Origin of the sequence: Streptomyces sp. NBC_01190 (genome assembly GCF_045039895.1) — a bacterium.
Lineage (GTDB): Bacteria > Actinomycetota > Actinomycetes > Streptomycetales > Streptomycetaceae > Actinacidiphila.
On record NZ_CP108580.1, the window covers coordinates 1,217,249 to 1,239,026 of the forward strand.

21 protein-coding genes and 7 tRNA genes are annotated in these 21,778 nt (G+C 71.6%); 16 read left to right on the plus strand and 12 right to left on the minus strand.

Annotated elements, in window-relative coordinates; translation table 11 throughout:
- Positions 1-89: 89 nt before the first annotated feature.
- Complete coding sequence (locus OG519_RS05110) at positions 90-911, plus strand: alpha/beta hydrolase (RefSeq protein WP_405579213.1); 822 nt, start codon at positions 90-92, stop codon at positions 909-911.
- 99 nt (positions 912-1,010) lie between these two features.
- On the opposite strand, the gene OG519_RS05115 is transcribed toward OG519_RS05110, so the two are convergent.
- Entirely contained in the window at positions 1,011-2,450 is a 1,440-nt protein-coding gene (locus OG519_RS05115) for a hypothetical protein (protein ID WP_405579216.1), read from the minus strand.
- Between the two features lie 327 nt (positions 2,451-2,777).
- On the opposite strand from OG519_RS05115, the gene OG519_RS05120 reads away from it, so the two are divergent.
- The gene (locus OG519_RS05120; protein WP_405579219.1) at positions 2,778-3,473 is read left to right on the plus strand and encodes a hypothetical protein; all 696 of its coding nucleotides are present in this window, start codon (positions 2,778-2,780) and stop codon (positions 3,471-3,473) included.
- 109 nt (positions 3,474-3,582) lie between these two features.
- Complete coding sequence (locus tag OG519_RS05125; protein WP_405579222.1) at positions 3,583-3,822, plus strand: helix-turn-helix domain-containing protein; 240 nt, start codon at positions 3,583-3,585, stop codon at positions 3,820-3,822.
- A gap of 164 nt (positions 3,823-3,986) precedes the next feature.
- Here OG519_RS05125 and OG519_RS05130 read toward each other — a convergent pair.
- Positions 3,987-4,061, minus strand: a tRNA-Val gene (locus OG519_RS05130).
- A 216-nt stretch (positions 4,062-4,277) separates the two neighbouring features.
- Between OG519_RS05130 and OG519_RS05135 the strand changes: the two genes are divergently transcribed.
- Positions 4,278-4,742 carry a hypothetical protein gene (locus OG519_RS05135; RefSeq protein WP_405579224.1) on the plus strand — a complete coding sequence of 155 codons (465 nt, stop codon included), beginning with the start codon at positions 4,278-4,280 and terminating at the stop codon, positions 4,740-4,742.
- A gap of 179 nt (positions 4,743-4,921) precedes the next feature.
- On the opposite strand, the gene OG519_RS05140 is transcribed toward OG519_RS05135, so the two are convergent.
- Positions 4,922-4,993: transfer RNA gene (locus OG519_RS05140), tRNA-Val, on the minus strand.
- Between the two features lie 401 nt (positions 4,994-5,394).
- Between OG519_RS05140 and OG519_RS05145 the strand changes: the two genes are divergently transcribed.
- Together OG519_RS05145 and OG519_RS05150 are read left to right on the plus strand one after the other, a co-directional pair.
- Positions 5,395-5,808, plus strand: a complete 414-nt coding sequence (locus OG519_RS05145) for an SsgA family sporulation/cell division regulator (protein ID WP_003959770.1) — start codon at positions 5,395-5,397, stop codon at positions 5,806-5,808.
- 202 nt (positions 5,809-6,010) lie between these two features.
- Entirely contained in the window at positions 6,011-6,568 is a 558-nt protein-coding gene (locus OG519_RS05150; protein ID WP_405579227.1) for a CGNR zinc finger domain-containing protein, read from the plus strand.
- Positions 6,569-6,626: 58 nt separating this feature from the next.
- Here OG519_RS05150 and OG519_RS05155 read toward each other — a convergent pair whose 3' ends face one another.
- Together OG519_RS05155 and OG519_RS05160 are read right to left on the minus strand one after the other, a co-directional pair.
- Positions 6,627-6,788 (minus strand): hypothetical protein, encoded by a 162-nt coding sequence (locus OG519_RS05155; RefSeq protein WP_405579229.1) that lies wholly within the window; start codon positions 6,786-6,788, stop codon positions 6,627-6,629.
- A 656-nt stretch (positions 6,789-7,444) separates the two neighbouring features.
- Positions 7,445-7,942: a hypothetical protein gene (locus OG519_RS05160; protein ID WP_405579231.1), complete on the minus strand. Its 498-nt coding sequence runs from the start codon at positions 7,940-7,942 to the stop codon at positions 7,445-7,447.
- Between the two features lie 186 nt (positions 7,943-8,128).
- Here OG519_RS05160 and OG519_RS05165 point away from each other — a divergent pair, with 186 nt between their 5' ends.
- Entirely contained in the window at positions 8,129-8,638 is a 510-nt protein-coding gene (locus OG519_RS05165) for a DsbA family protein (RefSeq protein ID WP_405579233.1), read from the plus strand.
- A gap of 213 nt (positions 8,639-8,851) precedes the next feature.
- On the opposite strand, the gene OG519_RS05170 is transcribed toward OG519_RS05165, so the two are convergent.
- The 3 genes from OG519_RS05170 to OG519_RS05180 are packed head-to-tail and all read right to left on the minus strand — an operon-like array spanning position 8,852 to position 11,749.
- Complete coding sequence (locus OG519_RS05170) at positions 8,852-9,673, minus strand: GNAT family N-acetyltransferase (protein WP_405579235.1); 822 nt, start codon at positions 9,671-9,673, stop codon at positions 8,852-8,854.
- A 46-nt stretch (positions 9,674-9,719) separates the two neighbouring features.
- Complete coding sequence (locus OG519_RS05175; protein WP_405579237.1) at positions 9,720-10,541, minus strand: aminotransferase class IV; 822 nt, start codon at positions 10,539-10,541, stop codon at positions 9,720-9,722.
- Positions 10,538-11,749 (minus strand): chorismate-binding protein, encoded by a 1,212-nt coding sequence (locus tag OG519_RS05180; RefSeq protein ID WP_405579239.1) that lies wholly within the window; start codon positions 11,747-11,749, stop codon positions 10,538-10,540. The genes OG519_RS05175 and OG519_RS05180 overlap by 4 nt, the downstream gene beginning before the upstream one ends.
- Before the next feature lie 298 nt (positions 11,750-12,047).
- Between OG519_RS05180 and OG519_RS05185 the strand changes: the two genes are divergently transcribed.
- From OG519_RS05185 to OG519_RS05205, 5 genes are all read left to right on the plus strand, one after another.
- A tRNA-Gly gene (locus OG519_RS05185) sits at positions 12,048-12,120 on the plus strand.
- A 37-nt stretch (positions 12,121-12,157) separates the two neighbouring features.
- Positions 12,158-12,231: transfer RNA gene (locus OG519_RS05190), tRNA-Cys, on the plus strand.
- Position 12,232: 1 nt separating this feature from the next.
- Positions 12,233-12,304 (plus strand) — tRNA-Val (locus OG519_RS05195).
- A gap of 34 nt (positions 12,305-12,338) precedes the next feature.
- A tRNA-Val gene (locus OG519_RS05200) sits at positions 12,339-12,410 on the plus strand.
- A 30-nt stretch (positions 12,411-12,440) separates the two neighbouring features.
- Positions 12,441-12,512, plus strand: a tRNA-Val gene (locus OG519_RS05205).
- Positions 12,513-12,629: 117 nt separating this feature from the next.
- Here OG519_RS05205 and OG519_RS05210 read toward each other — a convergent pair.
- The 3 genes from OG519_RS05210 to OG519_RS05220 form a co-directional block, all read right to left on the minus strand.
- The gene (locus OG519_RS05210) at positions 12,630-12,935 is read right to left on the minus strand and encodes a zf-TFIIB domain-containing protein (RefSeq protein ID WP_405579240.1); all 306 of its coding nucleotides are present in this window, start codon (positions 12,933-12,935) and stop codon (positions 12,630-12,632) included.
- A gap of 33 nt (positions 12,936-12,968) precedes the next feature.
- A complete protein-coding gene (locus OG519_RS05215) occupies positions 12,969-14,084 on the minus strand; it encodes a phosphotransferase family protein (protein ID WP_405579243.1) in 1,116 nt (371 codons plus the stop codon).
- Positions 14,085-14,713: 629 nt separating this feature from the next.
- Complete coding sequence (locus OG519_RS05220) at positions 14,714-14,959, minus strand: hypothetical protein (RefSeq protein ID WP_405579245.1); 246 nt, start codon at positions 14,957-14,959, stop codon at positions 14,714-14,716.
- Positions 14,960-15,179: 220 nt separating this feature from the next.
- Between OG519_RS05220 and OG519_RS05225 the strand changes: the two genes are divergently transcribed.
- The 3 genes from OG519_RS05225 (at position 15,180) to OG519_RS05235 (ending at position 19,235) form a co-directional block, all read left to right on the plus strand.
- Complete coding sequence (locus tag OG519_RS05225) at positions 15,180-16,547, plus strand: serine/threonine-protein kinase (RefSeq protein ID WP_405579247.1); 1,368 nt, start codon at positions 15,180-15,182, stop codon at positions 16,545-16,547.
- 232 nt (positions 16,548-16,779) lie between these two features.
- Entirely contained in the window at positions 16,780-18,072 is a 1,293-nt protein-coding gene (locus OG519_RS05230) for an acyl-CoA dehydrogenase family protein (RefSeq protein WP_405579250.1), read from the plus strand.
- A complete protein-coding gene (locus OG519_RS05235; protein WP_405579252.1) occupies positions 18,069-19,235 on the plus strand; it encodes an acyl-CoA dehydrogenase family protein in 1,167 nt (388 codons plus the stop codon). Before OG519_RS05230 ends, OG519_RS05235 begins: the two co-directional genes overlap by 4 nt.
- A gap of 49 nt (positions 19,236-19,284) precedes the next feature.
- Here OG519_RS05235 and OG519_RS05240 read toward each other — a convergent pair whose 3' ends face one another.
- Positions 19,285-20,301 carry a LacI family DNA-binding transcriptional regulator gene (locus tag OG519_RS05240; protein ID WP_405579254.1) on the minus strand — a complete coding sequence of 339 codons (1,017 nt, stop codon included), beginning with the start codon at positions 20,299-20,301 and terminating at the stop codon, positions 19,285-19,287.
- 164 nt (positions 20,302-20,465) lie between these two features.
- Between OG519_RS05240 and OG519_RS05245 the strand changes: the two genes are divergently transcribed.
- Positions 20,466-21,767 carry an ABC transporter substrate-binding protein gene (locus tag OG519_RS05245; protein WP_405579256.1) on the plus strand — a complete coding sequence of 434 codons (1,302 nt, stop codon included), beginning with the start codon at positions 20,466-20,468 and terminating at the stop codon, positions 21,765-21,767.
- Positions 21,768-21,778: the final 11 nt, after the last annotated feature.

Genomic DNA, 21,778 nt, shown 5'->3' on the forward strand with positions numbered 1-21,778 from the left:
CCACTTCGCACGCGGCTGGACGGCGCGTTCCCTACCGGGCTGCGACGAGGTACGCCTGTACCTCTATGCGACCGCTTTAGCCTTGCTCCATGCCCACCACCGCAGACGTGACGGTTCGCACCCTCGACGGCCAGCAGCTCGCGGGCACGCTGACTCAGCCTCAGGAAGCCACCATCCGCGCCGTTGTGCTGGTCCATGGCGGCGGCGTCACCCGCGAGGAGGGCGGCTTCTTCACACGGCTCGCGGACGGGCTAGCCGACGCGGGCGTTGCTTCACTGCGCTTCGACCTTCGCGGCCACGGTGCCAGCGAGGGCCGACAAGAAGAGCTGACGCTCTCGATCATTCTCAACGACATTCGCGTGGTGCTGGCGCATCTGCGGCAGGCAACCGGCGCACAGGACATCAGCCTCCTTGGCGCCAGCTTCACCGGCGGTGTCTGTGCCTACTACGCAGCTAGGCAGCCGGATGAGATCGCCCGGCTGGCGCTGTTCAACCCGCAGCTCAACTACAAGCAGCGCACCATCGACAACCGGCCGTTCTGGGTGGATGACCGCCTCACCGACGAGGCCGCCGCTCAACTCAGCGAACGGGGCTACCTGTCACACTCGCCGACGCTCAAGCACGGACGGGCCCTCTACAACGAGGTCTTCTGGCTCCGCCCGCACGAGGCGCTTGGTGAGGTCCAGGCGCCGACACTCATCGTGCACGGTACCAAGGACACGTTCGTCTCGATCGAGGCTTCGCGGGCAGCAGTGCCACGGTTCGGCGGCCCGTGCCGGCTGGTGGAAATCGAAGGCGCACAACACGGCTTCGCCGTCCACGACGACCCGCAGTACCTTCACCCGCAGAGCCAGGAATGGCAGGCGTTCGCCATCCGCACGGTGGCCGAGTGGGTAACGGCGCCTGGATGACCTTGGTGTGGAACACCTCTGCCGTCGTAGGCCGTCTACCGGATATCGGTTTCGCTTCAGACCGACACATCGACAAATACCGCCGACGTCGGCCGACCACTACGCCTGTACGCTGCCGACCCCGTACGCCCGCAACGCCTCATCGAGCTGTCGCACCGACTTCGTCCGCCCCCAGGGGGCAAGGCTCGTCCGCACCTCGCGGATGCTCCGCTCCAGTCGAGGTGAGCGGTTGACGGCCGTGATGCGCGCCGCGTCCGCAAGCACCTGACTGGCTTCGTGAATGTCGCCTTGCTGCACACGAGCCTCACCGAGCCGTGTCAGCAGGTGCGTGAAGTCTCGGGCGTTCTCCAGGTTCCGGAACGGGAGCGCGGTTGTCGCCGCGTGGATGGCGTCATCCGGATCGTGGAGGTCGAGACTGACCTTGCTGCGCGTACCCCAATAAAACGACTCGTCGTAGAAGTACCACCACGCCGCCAGCGGCTCCCCGCTGGCGCGGGAATCAGCGGCGGCGGTTCGCTCGGCGTCAAGGGCGGCATGCGCGCCGCTTGCGTCTCCGGCAGCGCCGAACGCCTTGGCGGCAACGTCCGCCGCGTACGCCCGCGCCATGAGGCTCCCCGCTCGGGTGGCCCATGTCTGCGCCGCGACGGCGTGGTCGATGCCGACCCGCGGTTTGCCTTGCCACGTCGCCAACTGGCTCATGGTGCACAGCACATACGTCACCAACTCGACGTTCTCGGCGTCGTGGGCCGCGGTGCGGGCGTCGTCGTAGTAATACTGCGCTGCCCGGTAGTCGCCGAGGTCGAACAGCTCCCAACCGACAAGCTGGCTGAGTTCGGCGTACAGCGACAGCACGTGCGGCCGAAGATGACCGGGTGCATGGGCCGCGAACCCCCCAACGATCTTTCGCTGCGCAAGGGCGGTCTGCAAGGCCACGTGCGGGCCAAGAGTGTCGCCTTGCATGCGGAAGGTTTTGAGGCCCTGTTCTGCCTGGGCAACGGTCACGGCGTCGATCTGGCGGGGGTCATTGAGCGCTCGTGCTGCCCGCTGGTGGCTGTCCAGGTCAGCCATGTCCAGCAAGGGGGCAGCCGCCGCCACCGTCAGGGCCGTGCTCATCTTCTGCAACAACTCCCGACGGTTCATGTCGGCGTTCACACCTTTCACCCACATGACGACCTCCTCGGCCAGTTCAACGTAATCCATATCGGCAATGAGCCGGCTCAGCGTGTCGGCCAGGTCCGGAACGAGAGCCAGCGGCGCGGCGCTTCTCCTCATCGTGGCTAAGACGCTGCCCGGTGGCGTGGTTGTTGGTTTCATCTTCGTGCCGTGGTTCGGCATATCGGCAACCAAATCGCTCACCGCGCACTCATACAGTTGGGCCAGGCGATCGAGGGTGGCCAGTGCGGGTGCATGGCCGGTCGGGCCGGGCCACAGCTCCCACGTCGAGAAGTTCTTGAAGGTCTTGGGGTCGTCCGGCCAGCGACCGTTCCACGCGTCGGCGGCTTCACGCTGGCTCCAACCACGCGCAATACGGTGCGCCACGCGGGGATTGACGTGGTAACGACCGCAGAATTCAGCCGCTACCTGTGCCCAACTCCAGCCTCGGGAGCGTAATTCTTGGGCGGCCTGGGTCTGCTCTTGCCGACGGCTACGGGGCTTGACAGCCAACGGTCCTCCCACGTCTGCTACGCACGCATGGCTCCTGCCTTGAACGGTAACGCCGAACCGCGGCCGCACAAGACAGCCGCGAAGGTTGGCGGTTGAACCGGGAAGTTCTGCACGAAACGTGGGTTCGGCACTGGGTGTATTGACGATCACAGGCGTCTCAGAGTGGGTGACTCCAGCCCCCACGCCTTGAGGGAAGCGCCCATGCAGCAGTCACGAGACGGTCACATCACCACAGCCCGCAACCCTGAGCGTCGGCCGATCGGCAGTCTTCGCCTTACCGACCGTGTGCCGTTCATCGCCTGCTGGTCGATGGAGACGACCGTGCAGCCCGAAGTCACCATGCGTCGGGGGAGGCTGGCCTACCTCAACGAGCGGCCGTGGGACCGCGACAGCGACGGCATCCTGTGGCGTCGGTCGCCCAGCATCCCGGGCAAGGGCAAACCGCAGTACGGGAAGGTGCACTTCCTCCGGCAGCGCCGGGCCATGCAAGCCCTGCTCTGCCAGGTGTGCGGCCGGCCCGCCAGCAAGGACGCCACCGACAGCGGGCTGCTGTGGCTTCTGAGCGAGGACCCGGACGACATCAGCACCTGGCCGGCCGACCTGGTGACCGGCCATCCGCCGGTCTGCTTGTCGTGTGCCTGGGTGTCAGTGCAAGCCTGTCCGCATTTGCGGAAGCAATACGCCGCGGTGCGGGTCCGTCGGTTCGGCTTGAGCGGTGTGCACGGTGTGCTGTACCGCCCGAGCCACCCGGTCCCCGTGCCGCACGACGTCGGCGGCCTGGACTTCGGCGACCGTCGCATGCCCTGGGTGCAGGCTGCCCAGCTCATGATGCGCCTCGAGGATTTCAGGCTCGTCGACTTGGAAGCGGAGTACCGCGCCCACGGTCAGGGGTGCTGAGCATGGAACTCGACGGCTATGCCCGGCAGACGGTGGAACAACGACGGTCGGAGGAACTGACACGGCTTATTGCCCGGACGCTCGCTCAATCACCGGCGAAAGCCGACTCGTGACCCGGAAGCGCCCACGCAATCTGCACCATGAGCCGACGGCGGTCACCTGGGCGCGGGAGAAATGCGGACTGACCAAGCGGGCGTTGGCCGAGGCGGTCGGTATTTCCGAACAGCTCATGAACGAGATCGAGTCCGGGTGGCGCAGCGCCACCCCGGCCAACCTGCGGAAGATAGCCGACACGCTGAGGTGCCCGGTGGTGATGCTGGAGCGGAAGCAGCACGATGCGCCGCGGTAGGGCGGAAGCCCGATCACCCGGCCTCGGTCAGCAGCAAACAGCGGCCGTCCTGGTGAGCCGCCCCCGAGGGTCCAGGCGGCGGGGCCCCCGCCGGGCGAGGCGCGGACGAGCAAAGAAGAGAGCGGGATCCGTCCGCGCTTTTTGCGGACGGATCCCGCTCTCGCTGGTGGGCGATACTGGGATCGAACCAGTGACCCCTTCGGTGTGAACGAAGTGCTCTCCCGCTGAGCTAATCGCCCGGGACGAGAGGAACGATACCGTCTGGGTGGGGCCGCGTTCAAACGAGATGGCGCGGGTCGGCGGCGAGGCGGGAAGCGGCGGCCGAGGCGGGCTCGGCGCCGGCATCGGCACGCCGCACCGCCGGAGGTTTCCCAAGGCCCGCCCGGCGGAATGGCATTGACACCGAGAGTCCACGGCATGGGGGTGCCGGCTCGGGACACGGTGGGGGGACCGCCATGCCTCAGGGCAGAGGACCGCGCGTACGGATCTTCGCCGGCGACGAGGCCGCCGACGAGTTGGTGCGCGTGCTGGAGGAATACGACGCCCCGGTGCTGTCGCGGGGCCCCGCGGAGGATCCCGGCCGCTTCGCCTTCGGCGTCGAGAACGTCTCGATCATCGTCACGCTGGCCACCGCGCTGCTCTTCAAGGAGCCGGTCATCCCGGAACTGGCCCGGCGGCTGCGGGGCCGAGGCGGCCGGGGGAAGCTCATCATCGAGGGGCAGCACGGCAGGATCGAGCTGACCTCGTTGGACAACCCGTCGGAAGAGCACGCGCTCCGCGCGGCCGTCGAGATGGTCACCGGGATCCGACCCGCGCTGGAAGCCGAGCGCGAGGAACGGGAGGAGCGCGAGGAACGGGAGGGACCAGCGGGCGAAGAACCGGACGGACCCCGGGAACCAGCGGAGGGGCCAGGGACGTGATCCCCGCTGAGCCCGCACCGCCCTCGGCGACCGCCCCGCCCGACCCGCCCTCGGCGATCGTGGGCGGTCCACGCCTCTCGCCGTCGGGCACGGCCCGAGCGGGGCGACCCTACGCCGACGAGAGGAGACCGGAGCAGACAAAAGCGCCGCTCATCCGGGGATGAACGGCGCGACCAGGGTGGGCGATACTGGGATCGAACCAGTGACCCCTTCGGTGTGAACGAAGTGCTCTCCCGCTGAGCTAATCGCCCTGGCGTGCCGACAACACTACCGCACCTGAGCAGCAGGTCACGACCACCCCGGTCGGCCGGCGGGACACGTCCACCCCTGGAAAGCTGAGGCGCCAGGGACACCCGGGACGCCGGGGAAACCGGGGCCAAACACCGAAAAACCCACGGCCCGGAGATCCGCCCCCGAATCCTTGGCCACGGCCCCGGTCGAACAGTCACGCACCGTAGTTGTGAGTTCAAACCTGCCAGATCCGCGCCCATCACCGAAATGGCCGCTTCGCAGGTCCAAGCACTGGGCTGGACGAGTTATCAGAAGCTTCACAAACCGCTCAGAGGTGTTTACAACGTCCCCGTAGGTGGCAAGTCGATGTCGCCGACGTGCGAATCCCCGAGCGCACACTGAGCGAAAGGCCATGGCGCTTATGAACACCACGGTCAGCTGCGAGCTGCACCTGCGCCTCGTTGTGTCGAGCGAATCCTCACTGCCCGTACCCGCGGGCTTGCGGTACGACACGGCCGATCCGTATGCCGTGCACGCCACCTTCCACACCGGAGCCGAAGAGACGGTCGAATGGGTGTTCGCCCGCGATCTGCTCGCCGAGGGGCTGCACCGCCCCACCGGCACCGGCGACGTCCGAGTCTGGCCGTCCCGCAGCCACGGTCAGGGCGTCGTGTGCATCGCCCTCAGCTCCCCGGAGGGCGAAGCCCTGCTCGAAGCCCCGGCTCGGGCCCTGGAGTCCTTCCTGAAGCGGACGGACGCCGCCGTACCGCCAGGCACCGAGCACCGTCACTTCGATCTCGATACGGAGCTCTCGCACATCCTCGCGGAGAGCTGAACCCGTATCCCGACGTCCGCGGCCGTCCTACTCGGGGGGACTGCCCGGACCGCTCGCTGCCGCGCGGGCGACCGTGCGGCGGCCGGCCACCGCACGCGCGAGAGCCGCCGCCCGTGGGCAGCACAAGCCCACGGCGGCGGCTCCCGCGCGCTAGAGTCACCGGAATCGCAGCCGCAGTCCCCGCCTGCAGGGAGCGTTTTCGGTGCTGATCAACCATGACTCCAGGTGCGCGCTCGACAGCGTGGTCGACCTGGTCAACACCCAGCCGCAGATCGAGGGGCGGGAAGGGCTCGGCGACGTGGCCGCGCTGCGCGGCTTCGTGGACCGCAACCGGATCAGCGAGGTGGGCCGGCTCGACCTGCGTGACGTCGCCGCCCTGCACGCGGTACGGGCCCGGTTCACCGAGGTCTTCACCGCCGGGGACGACGCCGCGGCGGCCCGCATGCTCAACGCGATGATCGCCGAGGCCGGCACCACCCCGCGGCTGACCGACCACGACGGCTACGACTGGCATGTGCACTACTTCGCGCCCGGCGCCTCGCTCGCCGACCACCTGGCGGCCGACTGCGGGATGGCGCTGGCGTTCCTGATCGTCGGGGGCGAGCGGGACCGGCTGCGGCGCTGCGACGCGCCCGACTGCCGCCGGGCCTTCGTGGACCTCTCCCGCAACCGCTCCCGCCGCTACTGCGACAGCCGCACCTGCGGGAACCGCCTGCACGTCGCCGCGTACCGGGCCCGCAGGCGCGAGGCCAGCGCCTGAGGCCGACGCCTGAGGCCGGCGCCTGGGCAGGCGGACGTCGGCGGATCAGCGGCGGAGATCAGAGGAAGAGCAGGTCCCAGGCCGCTCCCCCGCCGATCAACCCGCCGACCAGGCACAGGAAGAGCATCAACGGCGGCTGCGACAGCGCGTAGAGGCACCCCTTGGGCTCCACGAAGACCCGCTCGGACTTCGCCGCCGCCTTCCCTCGCCGTGCGGGCACGGCCTCCGATAAGGATCGAGGCGGACGGACCGGTCCCGTCTCGCGTATCGGCCTGGCCTCCCGTACCGGCCCGGCTCCGCTTTCCTGCCGGGGCCGCGGTACGGACTGGGTCGCCGGAGCCGCCGAGGACTCCGCCGGCGGGGCCGGCGCCTGGACGGGAGCACCGGGAGCGCCGGAGCCACCCGAAACTCCGGAAACACCGGAAACACAGCGGGCGGTGGGCGGGGCGACGGGGAGGGGAGCCGAGGGTTCGGCACCTTCGGGCCACGGCGGGGCGAGACGATCCCCGGGGTAGGTCAACACGCCCCGATGATCGCGCAGCGGAGGAGCCCGAGGGGCCCAACACGCAGAGTTTACAAGGCTGTTTACCTGCGTCTCGGATGTCGGAATCCGCCAGCCGAGACGGCTCGTCTCATATAGCGTGCATCGGATATCGCCTCGCCGATGCTGGATCCGGCGGGCGACCGCTGCCTGTTTCCCGGACCGGGAAGGCGGCCGGGGCGGCCGGACTCGGGCCGCCGATCCGGAAGGTCGATCCGGAAGGTCGGCCCGCCGGCCGACCGGGGCGGCGGGTCCAGGCGACGGGTCCCCGAGACCGGCCGGCAGCGCCATCCCCGAGGCCGCCAGAAAGCGCGGGCCACCCGCCGGGCCCCGCCTCAGATCCCGCGCCGCTTCAAAATCTCCTCGACGTCGGCGAAGTCGGAAAGCCCGCTGTCCGCGCTTCCCCGCCGACGGCCGGAAGCGCCGCGCCCCGCCGTCGGAAGGGCCGGCGCGGCAGCCCCCGGCACCGCGGCGGGACCGCGCCCGCGGTCGCCCGCCACCGCCCCGCCCGCTGCCGGTCCCCCCGTGGCCCGCCCCCTCGCGGCCTCCCCGCCGGAGAACAGCCGGGTGATCCCGTAGAGCAGCACGGAGAAGGCGACGACCGCGAAGCCGGTCCACACCGTCGGCTTGAAGACCAGGTCGACGGCCCAGTCGCCGACCGCGGTGCCGATCCGCCGGCCGAGGGTGACCAGGCCGGCCATCGACAGGCCCACCGGCAGCAGGGCGAGCGCGGCGATCCTGGTGGCCCGCAGAAAGCGGCGCCGGTAGGCGGTGAGCAGCGCGAGTGCCAGTCCGGCGGCGGACAGGGCGACGCAAAGGGTCGTGGTCAGCATCCCGAGGCTCCTCGGCCCACCGGTCCGCCCGAGCGGCCCGGCCGACGGCCCCACGGGAACTCCTCACCCCATCCTGCCTCGCGCATACCCCACGGGCCATGGCCGCGGGGCAGGTTCAGGGTGATCTCGGGGGTGCCTCATCCCCAGCGGCGCGGGGGCGTCCTCCGTGGGTGGGAGACTGGGCCCATGACCGACTCCGCTCCTCCCGTCGTCCTTGAGGTCTGGTGCGAACTCCAGTGCTCGGACTGCCGAACCGCCCTCGCGGACGTGGCCGCGCTGCGTGCCCGCTACGGCGCCGATCTCGACGTGCAGCTCCGCCATTTCCCGCTCGAGAAGCACCGGCACGCGCTGGCGGCGGCGGAGGCGTACGAGGAGGCTTTCGCGCAGGGGATGGGGCTGCCGTACGCGGCGGCGGTGCTGGACCGGGTCGAGGAGCTGGAGAAGCGGGGCGGGCCCCTGCTGGTCGAGATCGGCGCCGAACTGGGCCTGGACGCCGAGGAGATCGACACCGCGCTGGTCGACGGCCGCCATCTGCTGGTGGTGGACGCCGACGTGGCGGAGGGCAAGGCGATCGGCGTCAGCGGCACACCGACCTACGTCATCGGCGGTGAGGTGCTGGACGGCTCCGACGACCAGCGGGGGCTGCGCGAGCGGATCGAGAAGATCACCGACCGACTGCTGGCCGCCCGCGCCTGAGCCCCGCGGGGGCGCGGGGGGCCGCGCGACCAGCCACCACCGGGCCGCAGCCCGAGTGCCGCGCGCCCGCCCCATTGGTTCCGCCGGTTCGTGACCTGCGGGTACATCGTGGCTGATCGCGCAGTTCCTCCCCCGGGCTTCGCCCGGGGGAGGAACTGCGCGATCAGCCCCCCACCGGGCCGCGGTCGAAGCGATCGGGGACGCCCCGCAGGGTCAGAGCAGTGACTTGTAGAAGTGCCGCACCGCCGCCCGGTAGCCGAGCGAAGCGTAAAGCCGCTGGGCCGGCACATTGCCCGCGAAGACGTTGAGCTGGATCGTGTCGCCGCCCGCCTCGAGAGCCAGGTTCTCCGCGGCCAGCATCAGCGTGCGGCCGTGGCCGAGACCGCGCCGGTCGGCCGCCACCTCGACGGAGAAGACGAAGGGCGGATCGGTGAGGCGTACCCAGAGATGGCCGAGCGGGCCGCTGCCGTTTTCCAGGCGCACCAACGCGCTGCCCTCGGTGGCGGGGCCGTCGGGCAGCGCCTGGGCGAAGGCGGCGGCCGCGTTGGCCTCCGCCTGCTGCCTCGGCACACCGCGCCCGACCAGCTCCGCGACGTACCCCTCGCCCTCCCGCTCCCGCCAGGGCCCGTACTCGGCGGTGGAGAACGGGCGCAGGAAGACGCCGTCGGGCAGCGGACGCGGCGGCCCGTCCAGCGGCTTGGTCATGTGGATGTTGCGCTCGGTGTAGGCGAGCGCCTCGGCCATCCGCAGCGCGTACCCGGCTTCCGCCGGGATCGACACCTCCACCCGGGCGCAGCCCCAGCAACGCAGCACCTCCTCGGCGGCGAGCGCGGCCACGGTGCCGCGGCCGCGCCGCCGGTCGGGCTCGTCGATCTCCAGCGTGTTGATCCGGCCGACCGTGGTCCCGTAGCGCGGATCGGTGCCGAGGTCGGCGGAGCCGACGGTACGGCTGTTGACGCGCACCGCGTACGTCCGGGCCCGGACGCCGTCGTCGGTGCGCCGTTCGGGACCCACGGGCTTGAGAGTTGTCGTCACGGGCCTGCTCCCGGGGTGGTCGGTACGGCGCTACGGAGGTTGCCGGTCAGGGGTTGGGGTGCGCGGCGGACCGTTCGGCGAAGACCCGCATGGCCTTGGCGGTGACCGGGCCCTGGGCGGTCGGCAGCTCCCGGTCGTCGAGGCGGCGCACCGCCTGGACATCGCGCAGGCTTGAGGTCAGGAAGATCTCGTCGGCCTCGGCCAGCACCTCGAACGGCAGATCGGCCTCCTGCGCGCCGGACCATTCGAGGACGAGTTCCCTGGTGATGCCGGCCAGGCAGCCGGAGGTGAGCGGCGGGGTGAGCAGCCGGCCGTCGAGCACCACGAACACATTGGCCCCGGTGCCCTCGCACAGCAGTCCCTGGGTGTTGGCGAACAGCGCCTCGGACGCGCCCTGTTGGTGCGCGCGGGCCAGCGCCACCACGTTCTCGCCGTAGGACGTGGTCTTCAGGCCGGAGAGCGCGCCCCGCTCGTTGCGGACCCAGGGCACCGTGATCACGGCGGTGGTGTCCGGGCGGGTGTGGGCCTCGCCGAGCGCCACCACCAGGGTGGGGGCCTCCTCGCCGCGGTCGGAGCCGAGCGGGGAGACACCCCCGGTGTAGGTGACGCGGAGCCGGCCGAGCGGCATCGGGTTGGCGGCCAGTACGGCCTCGCAGGCGCGGCCGACCTCGTCGAGGTCGGGCTCGGGCAGGCCGAGGCCGCGGGCGGACCTGGCCAGCCGGGCCAGGTGCCGGGTCATCGCGAACGACCCGCCGCCGACCGCCTTGATGGTCTCGAAGACGCCGTCGCCCACGGTCAGACCATGGTCGAACACCGACACGGTGGCGTCCGCGGCGTCCCGCAGTGCGCCGTCGATCCAGATTCTCACGACGTCATCCTCTCGATCCTCTCGATCCTCTCGATCCTCTCCATCTTGCCGATCTTCCCGGTGGTCCCGGTGTTCCCGCTGTTTCCGGTGTTCCCGATCTTCCCGGTGCTCTCGGCGTACCGCCCGATCGTCTGCTGCCCGGCCGCGGTCCGGCCGCCGGACGGACCTTCGCCCGCCTGGTGGACTTCCGACGCTACCGCCAGCAGCCTCGCCGCCTTCAGCTCGGTCTCCGCCCATTCGCCGGCCGGGTCGGAACCCCAGGTGATACCGGCGCCGGTACCGAACCGCAGCACCGGGCCGCCCGCACCGGACCCGCCCGTCCGGTCGATCCAGAACGTCCTGATGCCGACGGCGAGTTCGGCGGTCCCCCGGTCGGCGTCCACCCAGCCGACGGCGCCGCAGTACGGCCCCCGGGGGGCGGTCTCCAGCTCGGCTATCAGCCGCAGGGCGCTGGACTTGGGCGCCCCGGTGACCGACCCGGGCGGGAAGGCCGCGGCGAACAGCTCGGGCCAGCCGGCGTCGGGACGCAGCTCGCCGCGGACGGTGGAGACCAGATGGACCAGGCCGGGGTGGGCTTCGACCGCGCACAGCGCCGGCACGGTGACCGTGCCCGGTGCGCAGACCCGCCCCAGGTCGTTGCGGACCAGGTCGACGATCATCACGTTCTCCGCCCGGTCCTTGGGAAGGAACCCGTCGGCGGTGCGGGCGGTGCCCTTGATGGGGCCGGACTCGACCACGGCGCCGGTCCGGCGCAGGAAGAGCTCCGGGGAGGCACTGGCGATCTCCACGCCGTGCGCTGGCAGCCGGATCGTGCCGGCGTACGGCGCCGGGTTGCCGCGGGCCAGGGCCGCGCCGAGCGCGTCGATGTCGGCCCCCGCGCCGAGCGGCGCGGTCAGCACCCGGCAGAGGTTGACCTGATAGACCTCGCCGGTCGCGATACGGTCGCGGACCTCCCGCACCCCCGCCAGATAGGCGTCGCGGTCCATCGAGGACGTCCACGCCTCGGGGGCGGGGCCGCGCCAGCCACCGGGGCCGGGCAGGGGCGCCTGCCGCACGTCGCCGAAGCGGGCACAGACCGTACGGCCCTCGGAGTCGGCCGCGACCGCCCAGAAACCCGTGGAGTCGAGCGCGCCGAGATCCGCCGTGACGTCCCGCAGATCGGAGGCGACAAGGCCGCCGAAGCGGGCCATGGGGGCGAGGTCGGGCACGTTGCTGGTCCCAAGGTGGTCGAGGTGGAATGGCGGTTGGGAGCGGGCGGCGGGTGCCGGGGCGGGCGGCATCCCTGGTCGAGGCGGTCGCGGCCCACCCCGGTAACCGAGTCTAGGCGGGCCCTTCGGACGAGCGCGGATGTCAACTCCTTGTCATTGACCTGGCACGCTGCGGAAACCGGTTTTTGAGCTGGCCCGGGGATCCGCTAGAGTTCACCTCGTCGCCGAGGCGTACATCCGCCCCGGCACCGTCGAACCTGGTGACCTGTTGCTGGTGACCTGTTACCGGGGAGACACTGCGGACGTGGCTCAGTTGGTAGAGCATCACCTTGCCAAGGTGAGGGTCGCGAGTTCGAATCTCGTCGTCCGCTCGATGTGGGGGGTCTTCCCGAGTCCCCGCTCTGTGTTGGTGGAGTGGCCGAGAGGCGAGGCAACGGCCTGCAAAGCCGTCTACACGGGTTCAAATCCCGTCTCCACCTCCAAGGACGATTAGCTCAGCGGGAGAGCGCTTCCCTGACACGGAAGAGGTCACTGGTTCAATCCCAGTATCGTCCACCGGGCCCCTGACCGGGGCCTTTGCTGAACCCGGGCGCGATTAGCTCAGCGGGAGAGCGCTTCCCTGACACGGAAGAGGTCACTGGTTCAATCCCAGTATCGCGCACGCACCACTCGTCCCCGCGGACGGGCACCCGGACGATTAGCTCAGCGGGAGAGCGCTTCCCTGACACGGAAGAGGTCACTGGTTCAATCCCAGTATCGTCCACCGGGCAGTACAGACAGCACGGATGAGGGCCGGAAGCGATCACGCTTCCGGCCCTCATCCGTGCTGTCAGAGCGAGGTCACGAGGTCACGAGGTCACGAGGTCACGAGGTCACGAGGTCACGACGAGAAGAGCATGTGCGCGAAGCCGTGCCGGTCGTGGTGGCCGCCGTGCTGCCCATGACCGTGACCGTGGCCGCCGTCGTACGGAGCGGCCCAGACCGGGGCGGCGGGCTGCTGGTAGACCGGCGGGGCCGGGTAGGCCTGCGGCGGCGGGGCCGGCTGGGCCCACCTGCCTTCGAGCTGGGTCAGCGTCTCCAGCTCCCCGTAGTCGAGGAAGATGCCGCGGCAATTGCCGCACTGCTCGATCTGAACGCCGTTGCGATTGTAGGTCTGCATATGGCCGTGGCACTTGGGACACACCATGAACTGTTCAACTCCTCGTCATTGCGGTTCCGTTCATTTTAATTGAGCGATACGGGCGCAGGCGGCCAGGAGTTCGGCGCCGGCCTCGTCCAACTCCCGCTCGCCCAGCGCCGCCTTGGTCACCGCGATCGCGGCACCCTGGACGGCCAAGGTCCGCGCCGGCACGTCGAGCCGGGCCCACGGATCGCCGCCCGCACCGGCGGCCGGGCCGCCGGCGGCCTGGTAGGCGCCGAGGAAGCGGGCCCAGACCTCGGGCGCCAGCAATCCGGCCGCGAACCACATCGCGGGCCGCGCCAGGTCCCACGCGGGCTCGCCGACGCCGAGGTCGTCGACGTCGATCAGCAGCCAGTCGCCGTCCGGCGCGGGATGGCGGACGAGTTGGCCGAGGTGCCAGTCGCCGTGGCACAGCACGCTCCGGCCTTCGTACGGCGCCTCGTCCCTGGCCCAGGCGGGCAGTCCGCGCCACGCCCGCCGTACGGTACGGACCGCGGCGTCGTCCCGGTCCGCGATCTCGGCCAGCCGGGCCATCGCTCGCGCCGCCTTGGCCGGCCCGCGCATCACGGGGAGCCGGCCGGGCAGCCGGCCGGGCGGCACGGCGTGCAGGCGGGCGAGCAGCGCGGCAGCGGCTTCCCACGGGGCGGCGGCCGGGTCGCCGGGATCGACGGGGTGACCGTAGGGCCATACGCTCACCGGCCGCGCCCCGGAAGACCCGTCGCGTGGTCGCCGCCCCGCCACCGCCGGGCGCTCGGCCCCTTCGGCTCGGTCGCCCGCCGCCACTCCCTCGCTGGGCTGCACGGTGGCGAGAAGCTCCTGGCCGACGAGCGGGTACGGCGGCAGCAGGATCCCCCGGAGCAGCGGATGCGCGGCCACCGCGAGCCGGGTGCGGAGCGCGACCGGGTCCGTGTCCGCCGGGTGCGCCTTGGCCACCGCGGCGCCGACCCGGACGACGGTCGCGTCGGGCCGGTCCGCGAGGACGACAGGGGCCGGTGCCGGCAGGCGCGGCCCGCGGGGTGCGGGCGGGGTGGCGGACGCGCGGGCGGCGCGGTGGGCCGCCTCGGCGGCGTGGGCGGCGAGCGCCGCCACCAGCGGGCCGGCGGCCGGGGACGGCTCCCGGGCCCGTACCGCCTCGGTCACCTCAGCCGGAATCATGCGCTGCTCCCCGTATCTCGCGCGGTCTCACTCGTCGTGCCGTGCCCGCGTACCCCCGGGCACGCGGTCCTCCCGGCTCCCCCCGGATCGCACCCGCCGCCGGCCCGCTCGCGCGCCCCCGCCCGCACCGGGTCGTACGGGTGCCTGCTCGGGCCCCGGACAGCGTAATGCCCGGGTATCTGGCGATACCCGGGCAACCGCAGTCGTCCGCCACACCCCCGTCCCCACGGGGTTGATACCGGTGATTCCCCGGCCCGGACCGCTCTTCCGGACCGTGGAGTGCTTGTCAGCGCCCCTTCAGGCCGGCCACGGACGACGCTTGGGTGACCACCGCCTCCGGCGCGTGCCCCGGTTGGCGCGGGCGCACGGCCGGGGCCGCCATGGTCAGGTTCCGTTGCTGTGGAGTTGGCAGCGGCGGGCGTTTGGCCTCGGGGGACGAGTGCTTCGCCCGCCGCTTGACGGCAACACTAGGTCCGGGCCGCCGCCACGGTCGTCATGCCGTCGTACCCCTTCACGGGCCTCCCGGAGGATGACGGGCGGGCGCCCGGCTACTCCTCTGGGTGGAGGAAGGGACCCAGGCCCCTGGGGGGATCCCTGAGAGGGGCGCGACGGGTGAGGCGGCCGGGTCGTCAGCCGGTCCGGTCGGCCATCTGCTCGTCGTCCCGGGGGATCGGCTGCTCGACCAGGGCGAGCACCCGGGTGGCCATGAACCGGGCGGTGCGGACCACCGTACCGTTTCGAGTGACCTCGCTCACTTCCACGACCCCGCGCCGCACCGCCGTCTCGACCCGGCGGCCGGCCCGGGTGGCGATGACCTCATAGGTGCGGGTGCTGTCCCCCGCGTCGACCACTATCTCCACACGATCACCTTTCACGGCGTCAATCCCCCTTGGTAGACGATCCGTTGGCGAAACGGGAAGCCGTGCACCGCGCTCCCACACCCCAGGGTCCCACCAGGCACCGACAATTCACGGTCTGTCGCCTGCGGGGCTTCAGCACGTACGAGGACGTGAGTCCGTAAGCTGTGGACGGCCGACCGGCCAGTCAGCGGAGTGGGGCCCATCCCCCACCACCGGAGGTAGGGGACGGACAGACATGGCGATGATGCGGCTCCGGCGCGAGGATCCGCGGGTCGTCGGCGCGTTCCGGCTGCACCGGCGGCTGGGCGCGGGCGGCATGGGCGTGGTCTATCTCGGCGCCGACAAACGCGGCCAGCGGGTCGCGCTGAAGGTGATCAGACCCGAGCTCGCCGAGGACCAGGAGTTCCGCTCGCGGTTCGCCCGTGAGGTGTCCGCGGCGCGGCGGATCAGGGGCGGCTGCACGGCCCGGCTGGTGGCGGCGGATCTGGAGGCCGAGCGGCCCTGGTTCGCCACCCAGTACGTACCCGGGCCGTCGCTGCACGACAAGGTCGCCGAGCACGGGGTGCTGCCGGCCGCCGAGGTCGCCACGATCGGCGCGGCGCTCGCCGACGGCCTGGTGGCGGTGCACGACGCGGGTGTTGTGCACCGGGACCTCAAGCCGTCGAACATCCTGCTGTCGCCCAAGGGGCCGCGGATCATCGACTTCGGCATCGCCTGGGCGACCGGGGCGAGCACGCTCACCCATGTGGGTACGGCGGTGGGCTCGCCCGGCTTCCTCGCGCCCGAGCAGGTGCGGGGGGCGGCCGTGACGCCGGCCACCGATGTCTTCGCCTTCGGCGCGACGCTGGCGTACGCGGCGACCGCGGACTCGCCCTTCGGACAGGGCAGTTCCGAGGTGATGCTCTATCGGGTGGTGCACGAGGAGCCCGATCTGGGCGCGGTCCCCGACGCGTTGGCCCCGCTGGTCTACGCGTGCCTGGCCAAGGATCCGCAGGACCGGCCGAGCACGGTGCAGTTGTCCGAACGGCTCGGCGAGATCGCGACCCGCGAGGCGCGCGGCATCGGCGTGCCGCGCCGGGAGGGCATCCCCAGAACGGCCGGACCGCGGCCCGAACGGCCGGTGGGGCGGCGGGCGGAGGAGTACGCACAGCAGCGGACCGCGCTGGGGGACGGGCGCGGCACGGGCCGGACGCCGTCGCCGGGTTCCGGGGCGGGGCGCGGCCCGGGGGTGCGGACGGGGGGCTCGCAGGAGCGGGGTTCCCAGTCCTCCTCGCAGGCCCAGCACACACCGCACTCCTCCCAGCCGTCGCATCCCTCGCACCCCTCACATCCATCGCACCCCTCTTATCAGCAGCACCAGCCGTACTCCTCGCACCCGTCCCACCCTTCCGGGCGGACGCAGGCGGGCCGCCGTCCGCAGGGCGCGGCCGGGGCCTCCCGGCGGCTGATGCGGCAGCGGCTGGTGGTCTTCGTGATCGTGACGCTGCTCGCCGCGGTGTGCATCGCCGCGCTCCAGGGCTGCGACCGCCTCACCCGAGGCGCCGCCACTCCCGGCGCCCCGGGCCCGGCCGCCACGACCGCCCGAGCCCTCCCGCCGAGCTAGGGTCGGCCGTACGACGGCCTGTTGCCGAGAGCCCGCCCGTGGTCGACGCCGCGTGCGGGCTGTCGGGTCGCCGCCCGCTCCCCCGTCGGCCGCCGGTCAGCCGGCTCTCGCCCGGCTCCGCTCGCACCCCAGCCGCACCGCGGTGTGCGCCTCTCGCTTTGCGGAGCGATGTCGGTTACGTTTCCAAGCGCTTGCTTAGTGAATAACCGAGCATGGAGACGGTGGTGGCGGTATGGCTGCGGACGAGGACGACGTACGGCGGCTGGTGCGGACTCTGCTGGCGGAGGTCGATCCGGCGGCGGTGGAGCCGCTGGAGTTCCTGCGGGCGCGCTTCGACGCGGGGCTGGCGTGGGTGCACTTCCCGGTAGGACTCGGCGGGTTGGGGGCGCCCCGGGCGTCGCAGGGCGTGGTGGACGCGGAGTTGGCGGCGGCGGGAGCACCGGACAACGATCCGCGGCGGATCGGCATCGGCCTGGGGATGGCCGCCCCGACGATCCTCCGGTACGGCACCGAGGAGCAGAAGCAGCGGTTTCTGCGGCCGCTGTGGACCGGCGAGGAGGTGTGGTGCCAGCTCTTCAGCGAGCCGGGGGCCGGCTCCGACCTGGCCGGTCTGCGGACCCGTGCGGTGCGCGCGAGCGGCGCCGAGGGCGACCCGGCGGGCACCGAGGGCCGGAGCGGGCGCGACACCCCCGAGACCGCGCGTCACGGCGCCGACGGCGCGCACGACGGCGACGCCACGCACGACTCCGACTGGCTCGTGGACGGCCAGAAGGTGTGGACCTCGGGCGCCCACAACGCCCGCTGGGCCATTCTGATCGCCCGCACCGACCCCGCCGTGCCCAAGCACCAGGGCATCACCTACTTCGTCTGCGACATGACCGATCCGGGGGTCGAGGTCAGGCCGCTGCGGCAGATCACCGGTGAGGCCGAGTTCAACGAGGTCTTCCTGACCGGGGTCCGGATCCCCGACGCGCACCGGCTCGGCGCGGTCGGCGACGGCTGGCGGGTCGCGCAGGCCACCTTGATGAACGAGCGGGTGGCGATCGGCGGCATGGCGCTCCCCCGCGAGGGCGGCATGATCGCCGGGCCCGCCGCCGTCTGGCGGGAGCGTCCCGAGCTGCGCACGCCCGAGCTGCACGACCGGCTGCTGACGCTGTGGGTGGAGGCGGAGGTGGCCAGGCTCAGCGGCGAACGCGTCAGGCAGCAGCTCGCGGCCGGCGCCCCGGGACCCGAGGGGTCAGGGCTGAAGCTGGCCTTCGCCGGGCTCAACCAGCGGATCAGCGGCCTGGAGGTGGAGCTGCTCGGCGAGGAGGGGCTGCGCTACGGCGACTGGACGATGGTCCGCCCGCGGAGCGTGGACTTCTACGGCCGGGACGCGGGCTACCGCTATCTGCGGGCCAAGGGGAACTCGATCGAGGGCGGTACCTCGGAGGTCCTGCGCAACATCATCGCGGAGCGGGTGCTCGGACTGCCCGCGGAGCCCCGTACGGACAAGGACGTCGCCTGGAAGGACCTGCCCCGATGACCGCGACCGCGCCGCTGAACCTGCTCTACACCGATGTCGAGGACGATCTGCGGGCCGCGGTCCGCGACGCGCTGGCCGACCGCTGCCCGCCGGCCGCGGTGCTCGGCCGGGTGGAGGGCGAGGAGCCGTACGACCCGGGGCTGTGGCGGCTGCTGGCCGCCGAGTTGGGGCTCGCCGGGCTGCTGATACCGGAGAAGCTGGGCGGGCAGGGGGCGTCCGCGCGGGAGGCGGCGGTCGTGCTGGAGGAGCTGGGCCGGGCGGTGGCGCCGACGCCCTTCCTCGGCAGCGCGGTGCTGGCGACGTCCGCGCTGCTCGGCTGCGACCTCGCCGACGGGTCGGTCGGCGCGCTGCTCGGCCGGCTGGCCGCGGGGGCGGCCACCGCGACGCTCGCCGTACCGCTGTCCACCGCCCCGGGCGGCCCCTTCCCGGCGGGCGTACGGGCCGACGCCGAGGGCCGGCTGACCGGCGCGGTCACCAGTGTCGCGGACGCCCGCGCGGCGGATGTGCTGGTGGTCCCAGCGGTCGGCCCGGAAGGTCCCGGGCTGTACGAGGTGGCCGCCGCGGAGGTGACGGTCGCGGGCTTCACCGCTCTCGATCTGACCCGGCCGCTGGCCGATCTGCGGTTCGATTCGGCCGCCGGCCGGAAGCTGCCCGCGGCGGACCCGGCGGCGGCGCTGGAGTCGGCGCTGCTCACCGGGGCCGGCCTGCTGGCCTCGGAGCAGCTCGGCGTGGCCCAGTGGTGCCTGGACGAGACGGTCCGCTACCTCGGTGAGCGGCGGCAGTTCGGCCGGGTCGTCGGCTCCTTCCAGGCGGTCAAGCACCGGCTGGCGGATCTGTGGCTGGAGGTGGTCAACGCCAGGGCGGCGGCGCGGAGCGCGGCGGACGCGGTGGCGTCCGGTGCACTGGACACGGGCGTCGCGGTGCGGGTGGCGCAGGCGTACGTCAGCGGGGTCGCGGTCCACGCGGCCGAGGAGGCGGTCCAGTTGCACGGCGGGATCGGCATGACGTGGGAGCATCCGCTGCATCTGTATCTGAAGCGGGCGAAGGCCGACGCGATCGCGCTGGGCACCGCGGGGCGGCACCGGGCGGCGCTCGGCGCCCTGGTGGGGCTGGCGCCCGCACAGGGGCTTTCCATCGCCGAGGGGCCGTCCTCCCAGGGGTGAGCGGGGGTCGGGGGAGTACGGTGGCGCCCGGCCGAGCGGGGTGCCCGTATCAGCCGGCCGGCGGCGCCGTACTCTTCCTGACCACCAGGCTGGTGGCCAGTTCGATCCGGGTGGTCGTCACCGCCCCGTCCCGTAGCCGCAGCAGCATCTCGGCCGCGGTCTCGGCCATCTTGCGCAGCGGCTGGCGCACCGTGGTGAGCGCGGGCCGGGACCACTTCGCCACCGCCACGTCGTCGTACCCGACCACGGACAGGTCGTCCGGGGTGCGCAGGCCGCAGGTCTCGGCCGCCTCCAGGACGCCGATGGCCTGGAGGTCGCTGCCGGCGAAGATCGCGCTCGGCCGGTCCTGGCGGCGCAGCATCTCCAGCGCGCGCTCGTAGCCGCCCTCGACGTGGAAGTCTCCGTGGGCGATGAGTCCGGGGTCGGTGGCGAGGCCGGCGGTGCCCATGGCGGAGCGGAAGCCGTCCAGCCGGGCCAGCGAGCACATCATGTCCTCCGGCCCGGTGATGATGCCGATCCGCCGGTGCCCGAGCTCGATCAGGTGGCGGGTCGCGGCGAGGCCGCCGGACCAGTTGGCGGAGCCGACCGAGGGGACGTCGGGCTCCGGGTCGCCGGCCGGATCGATGATGACGAACGGGACCGAGCGCGAGCGCAGTTGCTGTTTGTACTCCTCCGGGAGCGAGGAGAACACCAGGATCACGCCCAGCGGCCGGCGGCGCAGCACGCCTTCGATCCACTCGGATCCCGGCGAGTGGCGGGTGCCGCTCTGGGTCAGCACCACGCTCGCGCCGATGTCCTTGGCGACCCTCTCGACGCCGAGGATCAGCTCCATCGCCCAGATGACGTCGAGTTCGTGGAAGACGATCTCGATGAGCGGGGCCTGGGACGCCGCCCGCGCGGTGCGCCGGTAGCCGTGGGCCTCCAGCAGCCGCTCGACCTTGACCCGGGTCGGGGCCGCCACGTCCTGGCGACCGTTGAGCACCTTCGAAACTGTCGAGATAGACACCCCGGCATTTTCGGCGACCTGGGCCAGGGTCACTCGGCCCGGCATCTCCTCATCTTCCATGGAGCGAAGGGTACGACATCGCCCGGACCGGCCACACCGTGCGCATTCAGTAACGGTTGAATAACACCGGACCCGAGGGTTGACCGCCACCTGGCCGAACTCTAGCGTCACAGCGCGCAGCACATTTCGGCGATGAAGCCGAAACTTTTCGAAAGGGCGGGACGATGAAGAAACGCGCATGGCACCTCCGCGCCGTCGCCGGCGGCGCAACCCTCGTACTCGGACTCTCCCTGGCCGCCTGCGGCGGCGGCTCGGGCGGTGGCAGCGGTTCCGGTTCCTTCCACGTGCTCGTGTACGGAGACGCCACCAACAAGGTGGAGAAGCAGATCGTCGACACCTTCAACAAGACCTCGAAGGTCAAGGCGGTGCTCGACACCATCCCCGGCGCCGACTACCAGCAGAAGCTGCAGACGGTGATCAACACCAAGCAGGCCCCCGACGTCTTCTTCAACTGGGGCGGCGGCAGCATCCAGCCCTTCGTCAAGGCCGGACTGCTGATGCCGCTTGACAGCCTCATCGCCAAGGACCCGGCGCTGAAATCGGCCTTCCTGCCCTCGGTGTTCAACACCGCGGTGGTCGACGGCAAGTCCTACGGCGTCCCGATGCGCGGCACCCAGCCCGTCCTGCTCTTCAGCAACAAGAAGGTGCTCGCGCAGGCCGGCGTCGCCGAGCCCAAGACCTGGGACGACCTGCTGGCGGCGGTCTCGGCACTGAAGGCGAAGAACAAGACGCCGATCGCCCTCGGTGGCGGCGACCAGTGGCCGACCCTGATGTGGTTCGAGTACGTCTACGACCGGGTGGCCGGTCCCGGCCTCTTCGAGAAGGCGATGTCCGGCGACAAGAGCGCCTGGGCCAGTGACGACAGCAAGAAGGCGCTGTCGATGCTGAAGCAGCTCATCGACGCGGGCGCCTTCGGCGGCACCTTCGACTCGGTGAAGTTCACCGACGGCGGCTCACCGGCGCTGCTCGCGGCCGGGAAGGCCGGCTTCGAACTGATGGGCTCGTGGGAGTACTCCACCCAGCAGGACGCCAGCCCGGACTTCGCCGCCAAGGACCTGGGCTACGGCTCCTTCCCGACGATCGACGGCGGCAAGGGCGACCCGGCCGACATCGTCGGCAACACCAACAACTTCTACTCGGTGCTGAAGAAGACCAAGTACCCCGACGCGATAGCCCAGTTCCTCAAGCTCCAGTACTCCGACGAGTTCGTGAAGGCCCAACTGGCCATCGGCAACCTGCCGACCACCACCAACACCGTGAAGTTCCTCGGCAGCGCGGCCAACCCGGCCTACTCCCAGTACCAGTTCGACCTGGTGAAGCAGGCCCCGTCCTTCCAGCTCTCCTGGGACCAGGCGTACCCGCCGGCTGCCATGACCCCCATCCACCAGGCCGTGCAGGAGTTCTTCGACGGGAAGCTGGACGCCGACGGATTCATCAAGGCCATGCAGTCCCTGCCGTCCGCCTGAGACGGGCGCGC

What these genes read in the sequence shown, in the direction of transcription:
- OG519_RS05165 (WP_405579233.1), top strand. Translation starts at nt 8,129, where the DNA reads ATGACCGACTCCGCTCCTCCCGTCGTCCTTGAGGTCTGGTGCGAACTC.
- OG519_RS05230 (WP_405579250.1), top strand. Translation starts at nt 16,780, where the DNA reads ATGGCTGCGGACGAGGACGACGTACGGCGGCTGGTGCGGACTCTGCTG.
- OG519_RS05160 (WP_405579231.1), bottom strand. Translation starts at nt 7,942, where the DNA reads ATGCTGACCACGACCCTTTGCGTCGCCCTGTCCGCCGCCGGACTGGCA.
- OG519_RS05245 (WP_405579256.1), top strand. Translation starts at nt 20,466, where the DNA reads ATGAAGAAACGCGCATGGCACCTCCGCGCCGTCGCCGGCGGCGCAACC.
- OG519_RS05110 (WP_405579213.1), top strand. Translation starts at nt 90, where the DNA reads ATGCCCACCACCGCAGACGTGACGGTTCGCACCCTCGACGGCCAGCAG.
- OG519_RS05145 (WP_003959770.1), top strand. Translation starts at nt 5,395, where the DNA reads ATGAACACCACGGTCAGCTGCGAGCTGCACCTGCGCCTCGTTGTGTCG.
- OG519_RS05210 (WP_405579240.1), bottom strand. Translation starts at nt 12,935, where the DNA reads ATGGTGTGTCCCAAGTGCCACGGCCATATGCAGACCTACAATCGCAAC.
- OG519_RS05215 (WP_405579243.1), bottom strand. Translation starts at nt 14,084, where the DNA reads ATGATTCCGGCTGAGGTGACCGAGGCGGTACGGGCCCGGGAGCCGTCC.
- OG519_RS05235 (WP_405579252.1), top strand. Translation starts at nt 18,069, where the DNA reads ATGACCGCGACCGCGCCGCTGAACCTGCTCTACACCGATGTCGAGGAC.
- OG519_RS05240 (WP_405579254.1), bottom strand. Translation starts at nt 20,301, where the DNA reads ATGGAAGATGAGGAGATGCCGGGCCGAGTGACCCTGGCCCAGGTCGCC.
- OG519_RS05120 (WP_405579219.1), top strand. Translation starts at nt 2,778, where the DNA reads ATGCAGCAGTCACGAGACGGTCACATCACCACAGCCCGCAACCCTGAG.
- OG519_RS05225 (WP_405579247.1), top strand. Translation starts at nt 15,180, where the DNA reads ATGGCGATGATGCGGCTCCGGCGCGAGGATCCGCGGGTCGTCGGCGCG.
- OG519_RS05135 (WP_405579224.1), top strand. Translation starts at nt 4,278, where the DNA reads ATGCCTCAGGGCAGAGGACCGCGCGTACGGATCTTCGCCGGCGACGAG.